General features: G+C 47.7%; 18 protein-coding genes and 1 pseudogene. 17 read left to right on the top strand and 2 right to left on the bottom strand.

The genetic code is table 11. The annotated features are described in order from the left end of the window. Positions 1-76 precede the first annotated feature (76 nt). The 6 genes and pseudogenes from gltX to murA all read left to right on the top strand — a co-directional run bounded on the left by gltX (position 77) and on the right by murA (position 5,854). Positions 77-1,413, top strand: a pseudogene (gene gltX, locus EAO33_RS03655) (glutamate--tRNA ligase). After that, positions 1,413-1,706, top strand: a complete 294-nt coding sequence (locus EAO33_RS03650; protein WP_120945091.1) for a YggT family protein — start codon at positions 1,413-1,415, stop codon at positions 1,704-1,706. The pseudogene gltX and the gene EAO33_RS03650 overlap by 1 nt, the downstream one beginning before the upstream one ends. A 2-nt stretch (positions 1,707-1,708) precedes the next feature. Continuing rightward, positions 1,709-3,358 carry a lytic transglycosylase domain-containing protein gene (locus EAO33_RS03645; RefSeq protein ID WP_120945133.1) on the top strand — a complete coding sequence of 550 codons (1,650 nt, stop codon included), beginning with the start codon at positions 1,709-1,711 and terminating at the stop codon, positions 3,356-3,358. Further along, the gene (gene galU / locus EAO33_RS03640; RefSeq protein ID WP_120945088.1) at positions 3,351-4,175 is read left to right on the top strand and encodes a UTP--glucose-1-phosphate uridylyltransferase GalU; all 825 of its coding nucleotides are present in this window, start codon (positions 3,351-3,353) and stop codon (positions 4,173-4,175) included. Before EAO33_RS03645 ends, galU begins: the two co-directional genes overlap by 8 nt. Beyond that, positions 4,160-4,573, top strand: coding sequence for a hypothetical protein (locus EAO33_RS03635; RefSeq protein WP_235853037.1), 414 nt, complete (start codon positions 4,160-4,162; stop codon positions 4,571-4,573). The genes galU and EAO33_RS03635 overlap by 16 nt, the downstream gene beginning before the upstream one ends. Beyond that, the gene (gene murA, locus EAO33_RS03630) at positions 4,574-5,854 is read left to right on the top strand and encodes a UDP-N-acetylglucosamine 1-carboxyvinyltransferase (protein WP_120945084.1); all 1,281 of its coding nucleotides are present in this window, start codon (positions 4,574-4,576) and stop codon (positions 5,852-5,854) included. Here murA and EAO33_RS03625 read toward each other — a convergent pair. Continuing rightward, on the bottom strand, positions 5,851-6,498 hold the full coding sequence (locus tag EAO33_RS03625; RefSeq protein WP_120945081.1) for a WYL domain-containing protein: 648 nt from the start codon (positions 6,496-6,498) through the stop codon (positions 5,851-5,853). The two genes, murA and EAO33_RS03625, sit on opposite strands and share 4 nt — an antisense overlap. A 28-nt stretch (positions 6,499-6,526) precedes the next feature. Further along, positions 6,527-6,715, bottom strand: a complete 189-nt coding sequence (locus tag EAO33_RS03620) for a DeoR family transcriptional regulator (protein ID WP_120945079.1) — start codon at positions 6,713-6,715, stop codon at positions 6,527-6,529. Between the two features lie 89 nt (positions 6,716-6,804). Between EAO33_RS03620 and EAO33_RS03615 the strand changes: the two genes are divergently transcribed. The 11 genes from EAO33_RS03615 to EAO33_RS03570 all read left to right on the top strand — a co-directional run bounded on the left by EAO33_RS03615 (position 6,805) and on the right by EAO33_RS03570 (position 17,816). Next, positions 6,805-7,980 (top strand): HP0729 family protein, encoded by a 1,176-nt coding sequence (locus EAO33_RS03615; RefSeq protein ID WP_205589492.1) that lies wholly within the window; start codon positions 6,805-6,807, stop codon positions 7,978-7,980. Between the two features lie 2 nt (positions 7,981-7,982). Beyond that, positions 7,983-8,747 (top strand): coiled-coil domain-containing protein, encoded by a 765-nt coding sequence (locus EAO33_RS03610; protein ID WP_120945077.1) that lies wholly within the window; start codon positions 7,983-7,985, stop codon positions 8,745-8,747. 9 nt (positions 8,748-8,756) lie between these two features. Beyond that, positions 8,757-11,138, top strand: coding sequence for an acetate and sugar kinases/Hsc70/actin family protein (locus EAO33_RS03605; RefSeq protein ID WP_235853036.1), 2,382 nt, complete (start codon positions 8,757-8,759; stop codon positions 11,136-11,138). Positions 11,139-11,160: 22 nt separating this feature from the next. After that, positions 11,161-11,613 (top strand): hypothetical protein, encoded by a 453-nt coding sequence (locus EAO33_RS03600; protein ID WP_120945075.1) that lies wholly within the window; start codon positions 11,161-11,163, stop codon positions 11,611-11,613. A gap of 51 nt (positions 11,614-11,664) precedes the next feature. Next, positions 11,665-12,447 (top strand): coiled-coil domain-containing protein, encoded by a 783-nt coding sequence (locus EAO33_RS09425; protein WP_235853035.1) that lies wholly within the window; start codon positions 11,665-11,667, stop codon positions 12,445-12,447. A 167-nt stretch (positions 12,448-12,614) separates the two neighbouring features. Further along, positions 12,615-12,956 (top strand): hypothetical protein, encoded by a 342-nt coding sequence (locus EAO33_RS09420; RefSeq protein WP_235853034.1) that lies wholly within the window; start codon positions 12,615-12,617, stop codon positions 12,954-12,956. A gap of 22 nt (positions 12,957-12,978) precedes the next feature. After that, positions 12,979-15,459, top strand: a complete 2,481-nt coding sequence (locus tag EAO33_RS03590; protein WP_120945073.1) for a hypothetical protein — start codon at positions 12,979-12,981, stop codon at positions 15,457-15,459. 9 nt (positions 15,460-15,468) lie between these two features. Continuing rightward, entirely contained in the window at positions 15,469-16,092 is a 624-nt protein-coding gene (locus tag EAO33_RS03585) for a hypothetical protein (protein ID WP_120945071.1), read from the top strand. A 50-nt stretch (positions 16,093-16,142) separates the two neighbouring features. Further along, the gene (locus EAO33_RS03580; protein WP_120945069.1) at positions 16,143-16,412 is read left to right on the top strand and encodes a hypothetical protein; all 270 of its coding nucleotides are present in this window, start codon (positions 16,143-16,145) and stop codon (positions 16,410-16,412) included. Between the two features lies 1 nt (position 16,413). After that, positions 16,414-17,427 carry an HNH endonuclease signature motif containing protein gene (locus EAO33_RS03575; RefSeq protein ID WP_120945067.1) on the top strand — a complete coding sequence of 338 codons (1,014 nt, stop codon included), beginning with the start codon at positions 16,414-16,416 and terminating at the stop codon, positions 17,425-17,427. After that, positions 17,394-17,816: an SMI1/KNR4 family protein gene (locus EAO33_RS03570; protein ID WP_120945065.1), complete on the top strand. Its 423-nt coding sequence runs from the start codon at positions 17,394-17,396 to the stop codon at positions 17,814-17,816. The genes EAO33_RS03575 and EAO33_RS03570 overlap by 34 nt, the downstream gene beginning before the upstream one ends. Positions 17,817-17,823: the final 7 nt, after the last annotated feature.

Here is a 17,823-nt window from a genome sequence, read left to right as displayed (position 1 = left end):
AAAATCTCAAGCTGTAGGTTTTCTCAAGTTTGTAATAAACAAGAGTGGCTATAATTCTACGCAAAAAAGGCTTTTAATGCTCCGTTTCGCGCCTTCGCCCACTGGGGACATGCATATTGGCAATTTGCGCGCCGCCTTGCTCAACTTTATCACCGCTAAACGACTCCAACGCCCCTTGATGGTGCGCATTGAAGACACCGACACCGCGCGCAATATCCCCCATAAGGACAAGAAATCTTAGATCTCTTAAGGGCTATGGGGATTTCTTGGGATCAACTCATCTACCAGAGCGCAAACTTGCCCACACATTTAGACTACGCCCAAAGACTCTTAGAACATGGCTTGGCTTTTTATTGCCACTGCACCCCAGAGTTTTTAGAGGATCAAAAACAGCGCGCCATACAAGAAAAACGCCCCTTTCGCTACCATGACGCATGGGCGCTCTTGCAAGCAAAAAGTAACCCCCACCCAGTGGTGCGCTTGAGGGGGAGCATGCGCGCGCTCAAATTTACAGACCAAATCAAGGGCGTGATTAGCTTTGAACCCCATGAATTGGACAGCTTTGTGATCCTGCGCGCCAATAAGACCCCCACTTACAATTTCGCCTGCGCGTGCGATGATTTCACTTACAAGATTAGCTACATCATTCGAGGCGAAGATCACATTAGCAACACCCCTAAGCAAATCCTCATCCAACAAGCCCTAGCCCAAGTCTTAGGGGTTGCTCACACACAGATCGCCTACGCGCATTTGCCCCTCATTCTCAACCACGAAACGGGCAAAAAGATGAGTAAGCGCGATGCCGCCTCTAGCGTGGTGTGGCTCTTGCAACAGGGTTTTTTGCCCCAAAGTGTAGCCAATTATCTCATTGCGCTAGGCTATAGCCCCCCTAAAGACATCTTTAGCCTTAATGAGAGTTGCGCATGGTTTGAACTAGGCAAACTGAGTAAAACAAACGCGCGCTTTGATTTGTCCTATCTGCGCCATCTTAACCACAAGCACCTAGCTAACCTAGACCTCCAAGAACTCCAAACCCTATTAAAACTCAACCACCCCAATAAAGCCCAATTAGCCCGCCTTTTTTTAGAGGATTCGAGCACTGTGGGCGAATTGCAAAGCAAGCTGGAAGCCATGTTTAGCCCTAAAGACATCCAAAAAGACTATGAGGGGGAGAATTTTTATGATCCCTGCTTAAAGCTTTATAAAGCCTTGCAAACTTTAAACTTGGCGCAGCTAGAGGATTTTGCCCACTTTAAGCAAGTGGCTATGCAGGCTAGCCAACTTAAGGGCAAGGATTTTTTCAAACCCTTGCGTATCTTATTCACCGGTCAAGCCTGTGGCTTGGAGTTGCGCTTGCTCTACCCCTTTGTGCGCGCCTTTGCCTCCGAAATTTTGATCTTAAAGGATTCTTAATGGTTGTGGACACTATCTTAGGCGCGCTGGCTACCATCTTGCACAGCCTGATCACCATTTATACTTGGGTGGTGATCATCGCTTCGATTTTGAGTTTCATCAAACCCGATCCCAATAACCCCCTAGTGCAGATTCTCTACCGCCTCACTGAACCCCTCTTTGCTAAGGTGCGATCGTGGTTGCCCTTTTTGCTCTTCAATGGAATCGATCTTTCGCCCTTAGCCGTGGTCATCGCCTTGCAATTTATCGACATGACTGTGGTAAAAGTCCTGTTCCTTTACGCGCGGGGGTGAGCGTGCTTAGAGTCCTGTGTGTGTGTTGTGTGTGTGGCTGTTTAGGCGCGCAAACTCTAAGCCTAGAGTTTCTTAAAAACAAACCAGCGGGCATCGCGCGCGATTTTTACATTTGGATGTTTCTTAAAGAAGAGAGCACCACGACCCAAGAAGCCAAGGTGGCTTACAAGTTGGTTACCTACAAGAGTGCAACGATCCAAGAAGCCATGCGCGCTAAAAAAGCGCTAAGCTTAGGTGTGCCCAATTTGTGTAGTCTCTTGTCTTTCAAAGAGCTTGCCCTAAAGGATGCCTCTTGCATCGCCTTGGGTTTGAGTGTTTCTAAAATCTTTAGCAACGCCAAAGATCAATCCCAACACGCGCTATTGCAACTCATGCAAGGCAAGCTTGCCAAAGACTACCCCAAACTCAACACCTCCATTGGCATTTTACTCCAGCATGACATTTTAAAAGCCCTGTTTAAAAGCAGTGTTTCCACTTTGGTGTTCATTTACAACGCCCTGCCCTACAAACAACGCCTCCAACTCTTAGACCACCACATTAGCCCCGAATGGCTCGAATCTTTCATCAACCAAAACGACCCCAAACTCAACCAAATTATCCAGCGCATCGTGATGGACGCGCGCTTTTTGCGCTTTAAAAAATCTCTAGCCAAAGCCCATATCACTAATAGTGATGACAAAACCTTTTTTGTGCTAGGGATCAACGCGCTTGTGCAACACAAAGAAGAGCGCGCGCTGGATTATTTCAAACGCACCGCCTACTTGGCTACTAACCCCTTTCTCAAAGATAAAGCCCTCTTTTGGCAATACCTAGTCAGCCAAGACTCCGCGCTTTTAGAGAGTTTGAGCCAAAGCGATAATCCCAATCTCTTTAGCCTCTATGCTAACTTCAAGCTCCACAAAACCCCAGTCTACCAGCTAGTAACCACCCTGCAAGCCCGCCATAAAAAGCCCCCCTTTGACATCAGCGACCCCTTTGCTTGGCAAATTTTTAAGGACAAGACTTTGGCGATGCCAGAGGGTCCCGCGCGCAATCAAAGACTAGAGAGTCTAAAAACCCCCCAAACCCTCCCCCATTTAGCTTATTTCTTAGGGCGTTACAACCCCAAACAGCATTACTTTTTAGCTCCCTACGAACACATTATTACTTGGGGCTCTCTGCAAGAGAGAGCGCTAGCCTACGCCATCGCGCGCCAAGAGAGTTTGCTCTTGCCCGCGCTGATTTCGCGATCTTATGCTCTAGGTTTAATGCAGATCATGCCCTTCAATGTGCCCAATTTTGCCCAGAAAATGGGTGTGGGTCCCACTAAGCTCACCGACATGTTTAACCCCAAGATCGCCCTTCCCTTTGGCAATTACTACCTCAATTATCTGAAAGCCGAATTTAAACACCCTCTCTTTGTGGCTTATTGCTACAACGCCGGTCCCGGGTTTTTCAGACGGCTTTTGAATCAAAGGCATTTTTTTGAACCCGGCAAGTTTGAACCATGGCTGAGTATGGAATTAATCCCCTATGAAGAAACACGCATTTACGGGCAAAAGGTGATGGCTAATTACATCATCTACCAGCGCATTTTTGCTCCCCATGCCAAGCCCCTTGATCTCAACGCCTTTTTCCAAGACACACTCCAACACAAGGATAACCATGATTAAAAAATGTCTGTTTCCTGCTGCGGGCTATGGCACGCGCTTTTTACCCGCCACAAAGGCTATGCCTAAGGAGATGTTGCCCATTGTGAATAAACCCTTGATCCAATATGGCGTAGAAGAAGCCCTAGAGGCAGGGTGCGACACGATGGCGATTGTAACCGGGAGGGGCAAACGCGCCATTGAAGATCACTTTGACATCAGTTACGAATTAGAACACCAGATCAATGGCACAAATAAAGAAGAATACCTAAAGAGTATCCGCGCGATCATGCAAGCCTGCAAGTTTTCCTACACCCGCCAACACGAAATGAAGGGGCTAGGGCATGCCATCTACACAGCCCAAACCCTCATTGGCAATGAGCCCTTTTGTGTGGTGCTAGCAGACGATCTATGCATCAACTCCCAAGGTCCGGGCGTGTTGCGCCAAATGGTAGAACTCTATGCCAAATACCAATGCTGTATTGTCGCCATTGAGGAGGTGCCCCTAGAAGAGGTGCATAAATACGGGGTTATCAAGGGGCAGGAGATCGCCCATGGGGTTTACCAAGTGATGGACATGGTAGAAAAACCCAAAGCCCAAGAAGCCCCCAGCAATTTAGCCATCATCGGGCGTTACATCTTAACCCCGGATATTTTTAGTGTGCTTAAAAACACCAAGCCGGGTAAAAACCAAGAAATCCAAATCACAGACGCGCTCTTGGAGCAATCCCAACGCAAACAAGTCTTAGCCTACAAGTTTCAGGGCGCGCGCTACGACTGTGGGAGCATGGATGGCTTTGTGCAAGCCACGAATGATTTTTACCAATGGGTGAAAGCCTAATGGGCGATCTGTGGTTTTATGCGATCTATTGGAGTGCGGGGTTTTTTCTGGCTTTTCCCGTCTTTATTATCGGGCTGGTTTACACCTATTCTCAACCCCCACCCCCCCGCGCCAAGCTCCCCTCTTTAAGCGAGCTCATTAGCAATTTTAGAATGTTAAAAACCAAGGGGGATTTTGAGGTGCTCTTAGAGAATTTTACGCGCTACTACAACACTCTGCCTAAAAATGTCAAAGAGGGAGATTGGCTAGGTTTTGTAGAAGACATTGCAGGGAGCGAATACCTAGACATCGATCGCACGATCAAATTCGGGCATGATCTAGAAAATGCCAACCCCAAGCTGGCTAAATCCATCGCCAACACCATAGGTCTTGCGCTCAAACACAAGAAAAGGGACTAAATGGACTACTTAGAAATCAAGGGGCAAGAACCCTTAAGCGGTAGTGTGGCGATCTCAGGGGCTAAAAACGCCGCTTTGCCTATCTTAGCCTGCGCTCTACTAGGCGGGGCGCATACCCACATTACAAATCTGCCCGCCGTAGCCGATGTGCGCGCGATGGTGAGTCTTTTAGAACACTTGGGCGTGCAAACGCATTGGGAGGATTTGCACAGCCTCAAGCTAGACGCTAGCCATATCTCTCACCTAGAAGCCCCCTATGACATTGTGCGCAAAATGCGCGCTTCTATTTTGGTCTTAGGTCCGCTCTTAGCGCGTTTTGGGAAGTGCAAGGTGAGTTTGCCCGGGGGGTGTGCCATTGGGGCGCGTCCTGTGGACTTACACTTGAAAGCCCTAGAAAAAATGGGCGCGCACATCCATATCGAACAGGGCTATATTGTAGCCAAGGCAAAGGGCGGGCTCAAGGGTTGCGATGTTATCTTTGATAAGATCAGCGTTACGGGCACAGAAAATATTGTGATGGCTGCCGCGCTAGCCAAAGGAGAGAGCAAGATCATCAACGCGGCTAAAGAACCCGAAGTGGTGCAACTTTGTGCGTTCTTGCAAAGCGCAGGGGTGGAGATTAGCGGGGCGGGGAGTAGCGAAATTAGTATACAGGGCACACAGCAAGAGAATCTAAGCTTTAAACCCATAGAAATCATCCCCGATCGCATTGAATGCGGGACTTATTTATGCGCAGCGGCGATCACCAATTCTAGCATGTGTTGCGCGCACGCCAACGCCCACCATCTAGAAGCCATTTTGGGCAAACTTAGCGAAATTGGCTTTAAACTAGATGTCCAAGAATTAAGCCCCAACCAGCACAGCATTAGCATATCTCCCGCTCCCACACGCGCCCCCTTTGAGATCATCACCACCGAATACCCCGGTTTCCCCACCGATTTACAAGCCCAATTTATGGCACTAGCCACGCAGTGCAATGGGGGGAGTTTGATTGAAGAACGACTCTTTGAAAACCGCTTTATGCATGTGAGCGAATTACAGCGCATGGGCGCACAAATTAGTTTAAAGGGTTCGCTAGCGCGTATCAAGGGGGGGAGCACACTCATGGGGGCTGATGTGATGGCGACCGATCTGAGGGCTTCTTGCGCGCTGGTGTTGGCTGGGTTGGTGGCTAAGGGCAAAACTAGGGTGCACCGCATCTACCACTTGGATCGAGGCTATGAGAATCTAGAATCCAAAATGCGCGCTTTGGGAGCCAAGATCAAACGCCTGAAATCCTAGGGGTCTAATTCTTGTAAATAGGCTTGTAATTGGGCTTTCAGCTTGGCTTGCAGGCATTTGGGGGTTAAGAGCTTGGCGTAGGGAATCCAAGCCCTAATGAAATTGAGGATTTCATCTTCATACGCGCAACGCACAGACACTTCTAAATCGCCATTGTCTAAGAGACATGTTTCTTGGTGGGCAAAAAAGCATTTGCGTAAAAAATAAGGCACGCCGGCTTTTTGGATACGCAAAGTCGCCTTGATAGGGTGTTGGCAAAACCAACCGGGGTGTTTGTCAAGCTGGGCTAGGGTGTGCGCTTGGGGGCTAAAACGCGCGTCCAACACCTCTAACGCGCTGATCTTTTTGAGGGTGAAGGTCTTTAAACAACCTTGCTCCTCCGCTAGCAAATACCAAATGCCATGTTTATTGAGGAGTTTGTAAGGATTGGCTTGGCGGGGCTTGTTTTTGTAGCTAAAGGATAGCACTCTGTGTTGCAAAATCGCTTCTTTGATCGCCATAAAGCTTTGCTGCGCGCTGGCGATCTCTTCAAAATCCGTGCGCACAACAAGGGTTTGGGGGGTTTGCAGAAGATCGTTTAAAAATTGGGGTTCTAGGCTGGGGTAGAGCGATTGCGCCCCACTGAGCGTGATGAGGGATAACATGGCATTATGGGGAAGTCTGCCTAATTTATCACAAGAAAGGTACTTCCCCCCCCCCCCCCCCAACGATCAAGGGCGCAAACCGGTTGAGATCGCGCTGGATCGTGCGCACACTCACGCCAAACTCTTGGGCGAGCGATCGCACATGCAAGACTTCGCCCTGGTTGATCTTGAGTAAAATTTGGGAGAGGCGCGTGGCTAATTTGTCATGGTCTTTCATTCTTTTCCTCCACAAAAAGCTATTCTAGCGACATAAGCTGTCGCAGCACTTAGGTATCATCTAGCAAACACTGGCTATTAGGATTTTTGATGCAAAATCTTCTCATTCTCTACAATGACTATTACCAAAACGATGTGATTAAATTGCACTTGGATATTCTCAAGCAAGATGGCAAGGTTGCCTTTGGCAAGATTCGCCCTAAATCCAAGGACAAGGAACACAAATTCCCCCAAACCCTACAGCGCATTTACCAAAACACCAGCCCTAGCAATGTTTTACAGCTCTTCTTGACGAATTACGCGAGCTTGTTTGTGGCTAAGGTGGAGGCGGTGCAAAGGCAATTAGGGCAGGTGCGCGCCCCAAACTACTATAAAGAGAAAAATTACGCTGTGGAGGCGTGGTTCATCATCACGGATTTATGCGAACTAGAACGCAACGATTTTATCACCATCCGCGATGCGTATTTACCCAATTTTACCACCCCCAACTACGGCAACCACACCTTTAGAATCTATGGCAATGACTATGATTACCCCTTGTCCATAGAGATGAAACAAGAGAGAAACTATTTTGAGAGCCCCCAGAAGTTTTACCCCAATGTCTTTAAGAGTCAGGAGTTTTTAACCCTGAAAAATCACCTAATCGCGCTCAATTTTGGGGATTGCGCCTACAAACTCCACCATGCTAGCTTGGATAATATCATCTACGCTGAGCTAGAGTTTCAGGGCAATAAGCAAGACCCCCTATATGACTTTAGCACGATCACCCTCAAGTATTCCAAAGTCTTGGAGCAAGAGATCTACGCCTTTTTTAAGGAGTTAGTAGAATTTTTGGCATCTGTGGATTCAGGGGTTTTGGGCTTGGGTTACCAGGTGCAAAGCACGACCTACATCCTTAGCGACTTGAAACACCATAAACCCAATCTGGGGACCTATAAATTCATCTTGACTCAACACAAGATGAGGAATTTGATCGCTAATCTGCCCGTGCCCTTGAAATTCTTTCTCTCTAAAACCTTTGTAGACACCATTAGCACTTTCCAAAGTATCCGCAACGAGAGCGCGCATGGCAATAAACGCGCTTCCCTAGACGACGCGCAACAACTGCGCCACCAGATTCTAGGCATTAAAAGAACCAGCATTCTAAAGGCGATGATCGCCTTTAGAGAAGATCTCAAATCCACGCCCCCCACCCCTGCGCGCCACAACACCCCGGGTAAGCCCAAAGAAGTGTTTAATGGCATCCGCATCATCAATAAAGGATAAGCATGCAAAACCCCCTAAAAACCCAAGTGTTAGACCTACTCCAAGATCAAGAGGTGCAAGAAGCGATGTTTCAATGTTTTATCCAATGTTTTAAAAATCTATTTTCAAGCCAAGAAAAAACCAATGCAACACACATGGCAGAACAAGAGCAAAGAGCGCGCCAAGAGATACACAAGGTGCAAGAGGAATTACAAGGCTATAAAACCCAGCTAGCCACTTTAGAAAAAGACTTGCTCACCCTGCAAGAAGCGCACAGACAAAAACAAGCGCAATTAGAAAACATGCAAGAGGCGTTAGATCAAGCCCAAGCGCAATTAGAGCGCACTAAGGAGGCATTAGATCAAGCCCACGCAGAGTTAGAAAAACACAAAATCCAAGCCTACGGACTCTTTTTGACCTTGCCCGCTCCGCTCAAACAAGGACTTAGCAATCTCTTCAATGAGGGCGATCCGCTTACTTTTCTAGTCATTGGCACGCAGGGTAAAAACATTGAAATGCTTTGGGATTACACCAATAACGCGCTTAAAGAAAGCACAGAGGGTGTGCACACTCTCGTAGAAATCTTTTATGCCCTCTTTGCTTACTACGCACAAGCCACCCCCTACCAGCTAGATCCTTTGGAAGTGGGGCAAGCTTACGACCCCACCAAGCACCAACGCCACCACTCTAGCACCAACGCCAGCGGGGCGGTCGTGGAAGTGCTGCTGCGGGGCTTTAGGCACTCTAGAAGCGGGGAAGTCAAAAGGGCTTCTGTAGTGAGAGTATGAGGAGAGCGCATGTGGATACTATTCATTTTAACATTGATCTTGGGTGTTGCAACGGTGATGGTGGCGCTCAAATTAGCCAAGACAAAGAGGGGGAATTTGCAACAAAGACTTAAGGCGGTTTTTATAGAGGCGCTTAGAGATAGTAAACAGAGCGGCGGTTCATCAGGGGAACAGATTTTTTTGCTAGTCGCAACAGCCTTAGTGGGCTTATCCAGTGTAGCGATTATCCTAACCCTTATCTTCAAACTTTGGACAATCGTGATAGGGGTGTTGGGGGCATTAATTGTGCTAGGCATGGGGGCGGAGTTTTACAAAAGGCGCAAGGATGCCAAGAAAACCATTAGGGCGATTAAAACCCTCTGTGTAGATGAAAACGATCCCCTAGCAAGGGGGGAGATTGATACTTTTGTGCGCGCGCTCACCAACGCGGATACGCGCCGTGCGGATATCCAAGAATACGACCCTAGAATACTAAGCGATGCCAATCGGGGTTCTTGGGAGCTTTGGGATATGGCGTATTTGTTGCAGGGGGGTAAGGTGCGCCTCAACCTTGAACCCCCCTTGATGGCTAGAAACCCCAAAGCAGATATTAAAGAAGGTGTGGTGGGGATTGATTTTGGGACAACTAGCAGTGTGGTGGTTTGCCAAAGTCAAAACCAAAGCCTGCCTATGCGCGTGGGCTTGGGGGATTTTTCTGCTAGGGTTGAGAAAAACCAGTATGAAAACCCCACCATCATTAGCTTTAACAATTTAAGCGCTTTTCTTAAAAGCTACAAATCCCAAGCGGGTCGCCCTAAAACCCAATGGAGCGATGTCAATATCTCACACACAGCCTATAGCGCGTTTTTGGGGAGTGGGTCTAATGAATATAACGCTTATCTAAGCGAGCTCAAACAATGGGCGGGCGATAAATATGAGAAACTCCAGATTCTAGACAAACAAAAGGCGCATTTTGAAGTGAAGGGGAGTTTGCAGATCAAGGGAGAGGATTTAAACCCTATTGAGATTTACGCCTACTATCTAGGGCTTTATATCAACAACCAACACCATGGGATTTTTTTAAATTACCTGCTTTCTTTCCCCGTAACTTACGAGCTAGAAGTGCGCAACATGATTTTGCAAAGCTTTAAAAGAGGGCTAGCCAAATCCTTGCCTAATGCCCTGCACAATCAAGGCATAGCCAAGCAACTTAAAGTAGAGGCGGGCGCGAGTGAGCCAGCCGCCTATGCGATCATGGCTTTAGAGGGTTATGGCTTTGATCCAAGTGAAAATGAGCGTATTTTCTATGGAGTCTTTGACTTTGGAGGCGGGACTACAGATTTTGACTTTGGTTTGTTCCAAGGCACGGACGCACATAGCCGCTATGACTACACTTTGGAGCATTTTGGAGGTGGAGGAGATCGCTACTTGGGTGGGGAAAACTTGCTGGAGTTAGCCAGCTTTGAGGTGTTTAAACGCAATAAAGATTTATTGTTGGAGAAGCAAATTCCCTTTAGACAACCTGCAGAGGGAGAGGGGTTTTTGGGCGCTGAAGTGTTGATCAATCATTCGCAAGAAGCGCACACCAACACCAAGAGCCTTATGGAGAAATTACGCCCCCTTTGGGAGGGCAAAGACTTTGAGGATGAGGGCGAATTGTCCTTAAATCTCTTTGATCGCTACGGGCAACAAAGCGCAGGAGTGCGCCTAGACTTCAGCGCGCCAGAGGTGCTAGCCCTATTTAAAGAGCGCATTAGAAAAGGGGTGGAGAACTTCTTTTACGACTTTGTGGCTGCGGTGGAGGCGTATTTTGAACAAGGGGGTGATGGGGCGATGGACATTGATGCCTTACATATCTTTTTGGCGGGCAATTCCAGCAAATCCATTTTTGTGGAGGAACTCTTTTTGAAAAAGATCGCACAACTCTCCCAAGATGGTTTTAGCTTTATTTTGCATAAACCCCTAGAGAGCGCGGATTTAGACAAACCCAATGGCAAAACGGGTGTGGCTTTTGGGCTTATTAGGGCGCGCAAAGGCGGGGCAATCCAAGTTATTGACAACAATGTCCAAGAAAACATCGCTTTTAAATACTATGTGGGTCGGGCGCGCAAAGAGAAATTTGAAATTCTGCTGGATAGAAAACAGGCGTATAAAACATGGGTGAAATTCTTAGACGCGTCTGAGAGCCACTTTGAACTCTACTACACCTCCCAAGCCAGCGCGAGCGCGCAAAGTCTGAGTATCAACGATGGGGCGATCTCTAAAAAGAGCCTAGAAACAGATGTCGCTAACGCGCAAGCCTTTATATTTGTGCGTGTGGTGAGCCCTAGCGCTTTGGAATTTGTGGTCGCTACACAAGAGGGATTAGAGAGTGGGAAGTATCTCAGCGCGTGTAAAAGGGTGGAGTTGTGAATAGCTTATTGAAGGAGAACACATGGCAAATTTGTTAATCGTGTGTGAAAATGCCAGGATCGCAGCAGGGGTGTTTAATCCAGAGGGGTTTGAGGCGTTGAGTCGGCACGACAGTTTGTGGCAGGACTTCAAGCCCTATTTTTGGGAGTGGTTGGCAGAAAAGGCGCGCTTAGAGCTTGAAAAGGCGCATGCTTTTGTGATCTTAAGCGATCAAGCCCTAGAAGTCCCTAGCCACTTAGCCATTGCGCCCCGTTTTGATCTCAAGCTAGAGGAGCTTAACCAAGCCTTAGCTTACTTCTTTGCTAAGGCAATCCCCGCGTCTTTGCAATTGCACACGCACCCAACAAACCCCGCGCTCAAGCGCAACGCCCTAGAAATTCCTAAAGACATTAAGGGAGAGAAAATCCCCGATCACCGGTGTGGTCCTTTGATCTTACTTGCGCGCAAACTCCGCGCCAATAAGGAGAATCCATGAGTTAGAACACAGCAACACGCAAAGGCAAAACTTCAATTTGAAAGGAAACAAATGGCTACCTACGAAGTGGTTTTACATATTGATGATGGACAAGGTTTTTTAGATGCCACCGTGCATAAGACCAGCAAACTTTACAATGGCAATGAGAAAACACCCGAGTCAAAACACTCAATAGACACGCAGGCTATGGGAAAAGACATTCTGCATAACCCCCAACACCAAAACGCGGTTACGCAGAACACACAGCTGCAAAAAGACTTGGAGCGCGCTAATGAACGCTCTGGGGCTCTCTCTAAACAACTCCAAAGCGCTTATAACGCCATTGGAGACATCTTAGCAGACTTAGGGTTGGACGAGGAGCTAAAAAAAAAGGATTTAAACGAGCAGATTCAAGAGGCGTTTAAATACCAAAAGAGCGAGCAGGCGCGCAGGCACCAAAAGGCACTAGAAGAGGCGTTGGGGGAGCTAGCCTCAGAGCTAGAGGTGTCCTATCAAGAGGAGGAAGAGATGGCAAACAAAAAGCGCAAACTCAAGGACAAGATCAAAGATCTCAAGAAAGAGATCAAGGATCTCAAGGGGGAGTGCAAGGATTGGAAGGAAAAAGGGGATAAGGTTAGCGCACTGACACAAGAACTAAAAGACGCACGCGATGAGGTAAAAAGGCTAGAGGGTGATTTGGATGAGCGCGCTAGCAAGATTAAGACACTTCAAGAGCAAATCAAAACCGCCAAAACCGACTACAGCACGCTAGAGGCGCAAAAAAGGGAAGCAGAACGCAGCGCGATGGCTGGGAAGAGCAAAAAAAGCAACGCGATCGCGACTATAAAACCCTAGAGGGCGACAAAAACACCCTGCAAACCCAACTAGATCAGAAAACACAAGATCTCAAAGCCAAAGAAAAAGAAGTCGCCAACGCGCGCGCGCTAGCAGAGGCGTATAAGGATTTTGAGCCCCTCAAAAATCTCTTTGAAATCGCCAAGCAAAGCTCCATCCCCTCCCTAGTGGCGCGCCATTTTAAGGAATTTCTCTACGAGGTTTGTAAGGATTTGGGTTTTACCCTAGATATGCTGGCTACTCAGATCGAGGATCAATACAGCAAGAATAAGGGGCATTTGGATAATCCCCAGCTCCAAGATTTTTTTGACATTCTCTTTGAATTAGTGGGCGAGCAAATGGGTTTGGAACGCCTGAGGGTGCAAGAGGGGGATCGTTATAATTCCGAGCAATGTGGCAAAGTCGATCAGAGTATGCCCACCCAAGGCAATATCACTAAGGTGCATTTTCAGGGCTATAAGCAAAAAGGCAAGGTCAAGCACACTAGCTTAGTGAGCGTGGCACGATAAAAACAACACACAAAGGACAACCATGAGCATAAAAACAAGAGTGAGTGTTAAAAATCTAGCACTGCCCAGCAACCACCCCCTAGCTAAGGAATTTAGGAAAATCGCCAAAGCGCATAATCAGGACTTGAAAAACGCGTTAGCCGAGGCACAAAGAAAAGTGCAGGATTTAAAAGAGGGCTATATCAAGTTTCAAGCGGACTTGAGCGATGAGGAGCGAGAACGCTTTGTGCGCTTAGTAAAACTCATCTCCAGCGTCAAGCCTGAGGACGATTGTGTGGGATCGCCTGAGTTTTTGAGCTACATCAAGGAAATGCAAACATGGGAGAGGGGCAAAACCCCCTTTATCTCCAAGAAATTTGTAGACACGCTAGAGCAAATCACCCACTACGCCACTATCCACATCCCCACCCAAGATTTTAATAAGTGGCTTTTAGAGGTGGATTGGCGCGCCATTGGGATGCACCCCTACTCCCCATCCTTGTTAGAAGACCCCAACCAAGGGCATTGGGACATTTACCCCTTTGAACAAGAGAACAAGAAAAACAAGGCGATTAACTTTGAGCTGGATAAAGAGCTCAACGCGCGCCACCCTAGCGTGGATATCAAACATAGCGAAGTCGCCATTGACTTTGGCACCAAGAGCACCACAGCGGCGTTTTTGGACGATTCGGGCAGAAAAACCCTTATCTCTATTGGCACGCAAGAAGCCTTTAAAGAAGTGGGCGATAAGGATTTTGAAAACCCCACCATCATTGAGTTCCGCCACCACCAAAAATTCTTAGGCGACTATGGCGCGCTCGAACACCGCCCCTTTACAGAGGTAGAAGACCTTACCACCGCCCACACCGCCTTTAACGAGTTTAAGCGTGCAGCGGGGAATGACTACTACCGCTTTTTCTACAAGCTCAAACAATGGGCGGGCACGGCGCATTATGAAATCCGCCTAAAAGATTTGGAGTATCTTAACGATGGGCGCACATGGGATTTAGGGAGCTTTATGGCGTGCACAAATAACAACCCCATTGAGTTTTACGCCTACATTTTGGGGCGCTACATCAACAACATGAACAGCGGGGTGCATTTGAAATACTTCCTCTCCTACCCGGTTAAATACGAGAAGGAGCAAGCCGAAAAAATCCGCCAAAGTTTTGAAAAGGGCTTGAGGAAATCCTTGCCAAAAGGGGTATTTGATGAAAACACCAACCAATTGAGCGTGGAGCTTAGGGCTAGTGAGCCAGCTGCCTATGCGATCACTGCCTTACAAGCCTTTGGGTTTGCGCGCCCAGATTGTGGTATTGTCAATTACGGAGTCTTTGACTTTGGGGGCGGGACAACAGATTTTGACTTTGGCACTTGGGAGAGAAGCGCAGAAAAAGCCTTTGGTTTTGACATCTCCCACTTTGGAGCAGAGGGGATGAAATACCTAGGTGGGGAAAATCTCTTAGAATTGCTTGCTTCTAAGGTCTTTGAAGAACCCGAAAACTTTTCACAATTGCTAAACAAGCAGATCGCAATTGCCACCCCCAATTACGAGGGCGTGGATAGCGCAGCACTCAGGGGGTTACTAGACAATTCGCGCGAGGGCAAGCGCAATTTACAAGACTTGGTGGAACATTTGCGTGTCTTTGTAGAGAGCTTGCAAGAGGATCATTTGGACGACGAACAAGAGGAGGAGGTCAAAAAAATCCAACTCTTAAACAAAAATGGGGCTAGAGATGTGATCGATCTCAAAATTGACTACACCAAATTGCTCCACATTCTCAAAGAGGAGATTGGCAAGGGAGTGGATAACTTCTTCCACGCCCTAGAGCTTGCCTCCAAAAAGATGAAAAAATTGAACAAATTGCACATTTTCTTAGGCGGGAATGCGAGCCGTTCGCCCATTGTCAAAGAGCTGTTTTTAGAACACATTGAAAAGGAAAAGGCGCGCTACAAGGAATACCAAGCAAGCGTGGTAGGCACACAAGAAAGCGAAGAAATGGAATTTGAGCTCTACCCACCCTTAGGCACGCTTGAAGCTGATGAAAAAATCAAGCAACTCACCGGTCGAGCTCCAGAGCAAAAAAGCCACTTCAAACCCACTTGTAAAACCGGTGTGGTTTTTGGACTGCTGGATAGCCGCCCGCGTCCAAGGGGGATTCGCGTCTTGCAAGAAAGAGAGGCAGAGGAAGGACCTAAGTTCAAATTCCACTTGGGCATTGATGATTACGGCTTGTTCAAGGTGGAAATCAGCCGTGATCGCATTAAGGTGGGCGAGTGGGTGGACTTTTTAGACTATGTCATGGCGGACACTTTGGAATTTAATTACACCGACAAACCCAAAGCCTTTTCTAGCGATTTCCCCATTCACGAGGCTAAACGGCGTTCTGTGCGCCTCGATCGCTACTACGATGAAACCCATCGGGTGAAAATTTGTGCGCTGAACGCGAGCACGCTCAAGGTGGGCATTTTCTCTGGCGATGGGGAGTTGCTTTTTGAAAGCCCAGACATCCATTTAGATTAAGGAGCGACCATGCCATACGCTTATATGTTTGTATTGGTGGATAACCGCGTGTGTGTCTTTAGACACACCAACAAGGGCATCGTGAGTCTCAACCGCCAAAAAGCGCATTTTGAGGACATTGAGCCCAATTTTTGGGCAACCTTCGAGGAGGACTACAACATTACTGACCCGCGCGTGCCCAAAGATTACGCCTTTGCTTGGCTCAACCAAGTGGGCAAACACGCCATCGTGCTTGAAAGTCCCCATTTTAAAGAACGCTTGGAAGAAAGTCTATGGGACGCTAAGAGTGTGCGCGTGGTGCTAGACCTCTTGAACATGGATTGCCATTTGGCATGCAGTGTAGAGGATTTTGCGGGCAACAAACTAGAAGATGGTGCTTTGTGGCTTTCTACCAATGTGGATTTAAGCAAACAGAACGCGCCCCAAGCCCCTTTAGAGGAGCCAGAAGAAGAGCCCAAAGACCTTAGTGGCATCCAAAGATTCCACCAAGAGAATCTCAAACCCTATGAGAACGCGTTAAAAGGCAAGCGCGCGCCCAAACCAGAAACACCGGTGCAACCTGCGCGCCAAGTGGACAGGAAGTTTAGCACTCAGGGGGACACCAAGCCCCACGGATCTGAGGACAATCTATAAATAAGTGGGCGGTTGGGCGGGATAAGAAAATTTTAAAACAAAGGAACACAATGGCACAAGCGGTTATCAACCCTGAGGAAACAGAGGATTTTACCAACCATCTGCAACGATTCATGGACGATCTCAACGACATGGTTAATGATCTCAACGCGCATTTCCGCGCGCTAGGGGATACTTGGGCTGATCCCAAATATTTGGAGTTTGAGGAAGTGCTTAAGGATTTGGAGGTGTTTTTAAAACGCTTTGATGCGGAGGCGACCGAACAGGTGCGCTGGCTTAGACGCAAAATTCAAGAAGCCAGAGATTATCTAGGACGCTAGCATGCCAGTCCAAGTCAATACCCAAGAGGTGCGCCAAGTCATCACGCAGGTGCGCTTTTTTAGGGACGGGTTACACCAAAAAACCCGTAACTTCTTGCAGGAATTGCAAGAGTATTACGAGGCGATCTGTAAGGAGTGCTTGGAAACTAAAAAGCTTTTAGAGGAGGCTAGGGCGGGGCTAGCCGATGCTAGAAAAACTGAGGAGTATCGCAAATATTTGCTTGGCTTGGCTTGGCTAACTCCAGAACCTTGGACTATGGCGGCTGTAGCCGCAGCCACAGTCGCCCTAACCATAGCCACCAATAAACGCAAACAATGGGAGGAAAAAGTCGCCCTTTTAGAGCAGGCTTTAGAAATCTACACCGAGCAGATCAAGCGCATCGAGAGCCAAATCTTAGAGGAGGCTTACCAGCAAAGCAAGAATCTATTGCTTGCCTATGATGAGGAACATAACGAACTCTGCCGGCGTTCCAATGAGGCAGCTAGCATTATAGAGGAGCAATACAACATCCCCCCGCCCCAATTACAACCCCTTTTGGATCGTTTGGCAGAATTGCACCAACAGCTAGAACCCGCCTTGCAAGAAGCCAAAATCCAAGAAGCCAATGCCAAGTATCAAGAATTTTTAGAGGAGCATAAGCAGGAGTTTATCACAAGCCCTGATAATACCCTCCAAGTTGGCTTTAGCGAACTAAATCTGCCTTTATTCCCTGCGGTGTTTTCTACCACCATAGGTTTAGATCACTTGAGCGAGGAAAAGCCCATGTTGGTCTTCCGCGCGCTCAAAGCCTTGCAAAAAGCCCTAGAGGAACGCTCTTCTTTACAAGAACTCTTTAATGAGGAGGAACAATTACAAATCAACAAGGGCATCACCCCCAAGGGTTATTTATGGCATTTTGATGGCAACCCACCTTTAGGCACGATGCAATTAGTGCGCGAAGAAATTTTACTCAAAGTCCCCCACACGAAAGGATACCCCTTATGGCAACAAATAGCAACACAGCTCAATACCTAAATTGGGATTTTGTGATCCCCTTGCAAGAGGAGGGTTTGCAAGCCGCGCAGGAGTTTTGCCACCAAAGCTTTAGCCCGGAGTTTATAGAATTTCTCAAGCAAACTAACAACGCGATCCCCCCCAAGCGCAGTTTTTCTATTGGCAAAGAAACTTACCAATTCAAAAATGTGCTGGACTTCAACACGGAGGGAAAATGTCTGTTTGTGTTTTTCATGGACGCGCTCAAGGAGCATTTGCAGGAGGGCGAGATCGTCTTTGGGAGCGATGGGTATGGGGGGTATTATCTGCTAGATAACAACACCCAAAAGGTCTTGTTCTTAGACACAGACACTTACACCAAAACCCCCCTATTGGTCTTTGAAATGTTTGTCAAAAAGCTAGAGAGCTAGGAGGCAT

The organism is Helicobacter labacensis, from assembly GCF_003660285.1.
GTDB lineage: Bacteria > Campylobacterota > Campylobacteria > Campylobacterales > Helicobacteraceae > Helicobacter > Helicobacter labacensis.
This window is presented reverse-complemented; position numbering and strand designations above follow the sequence as displayed.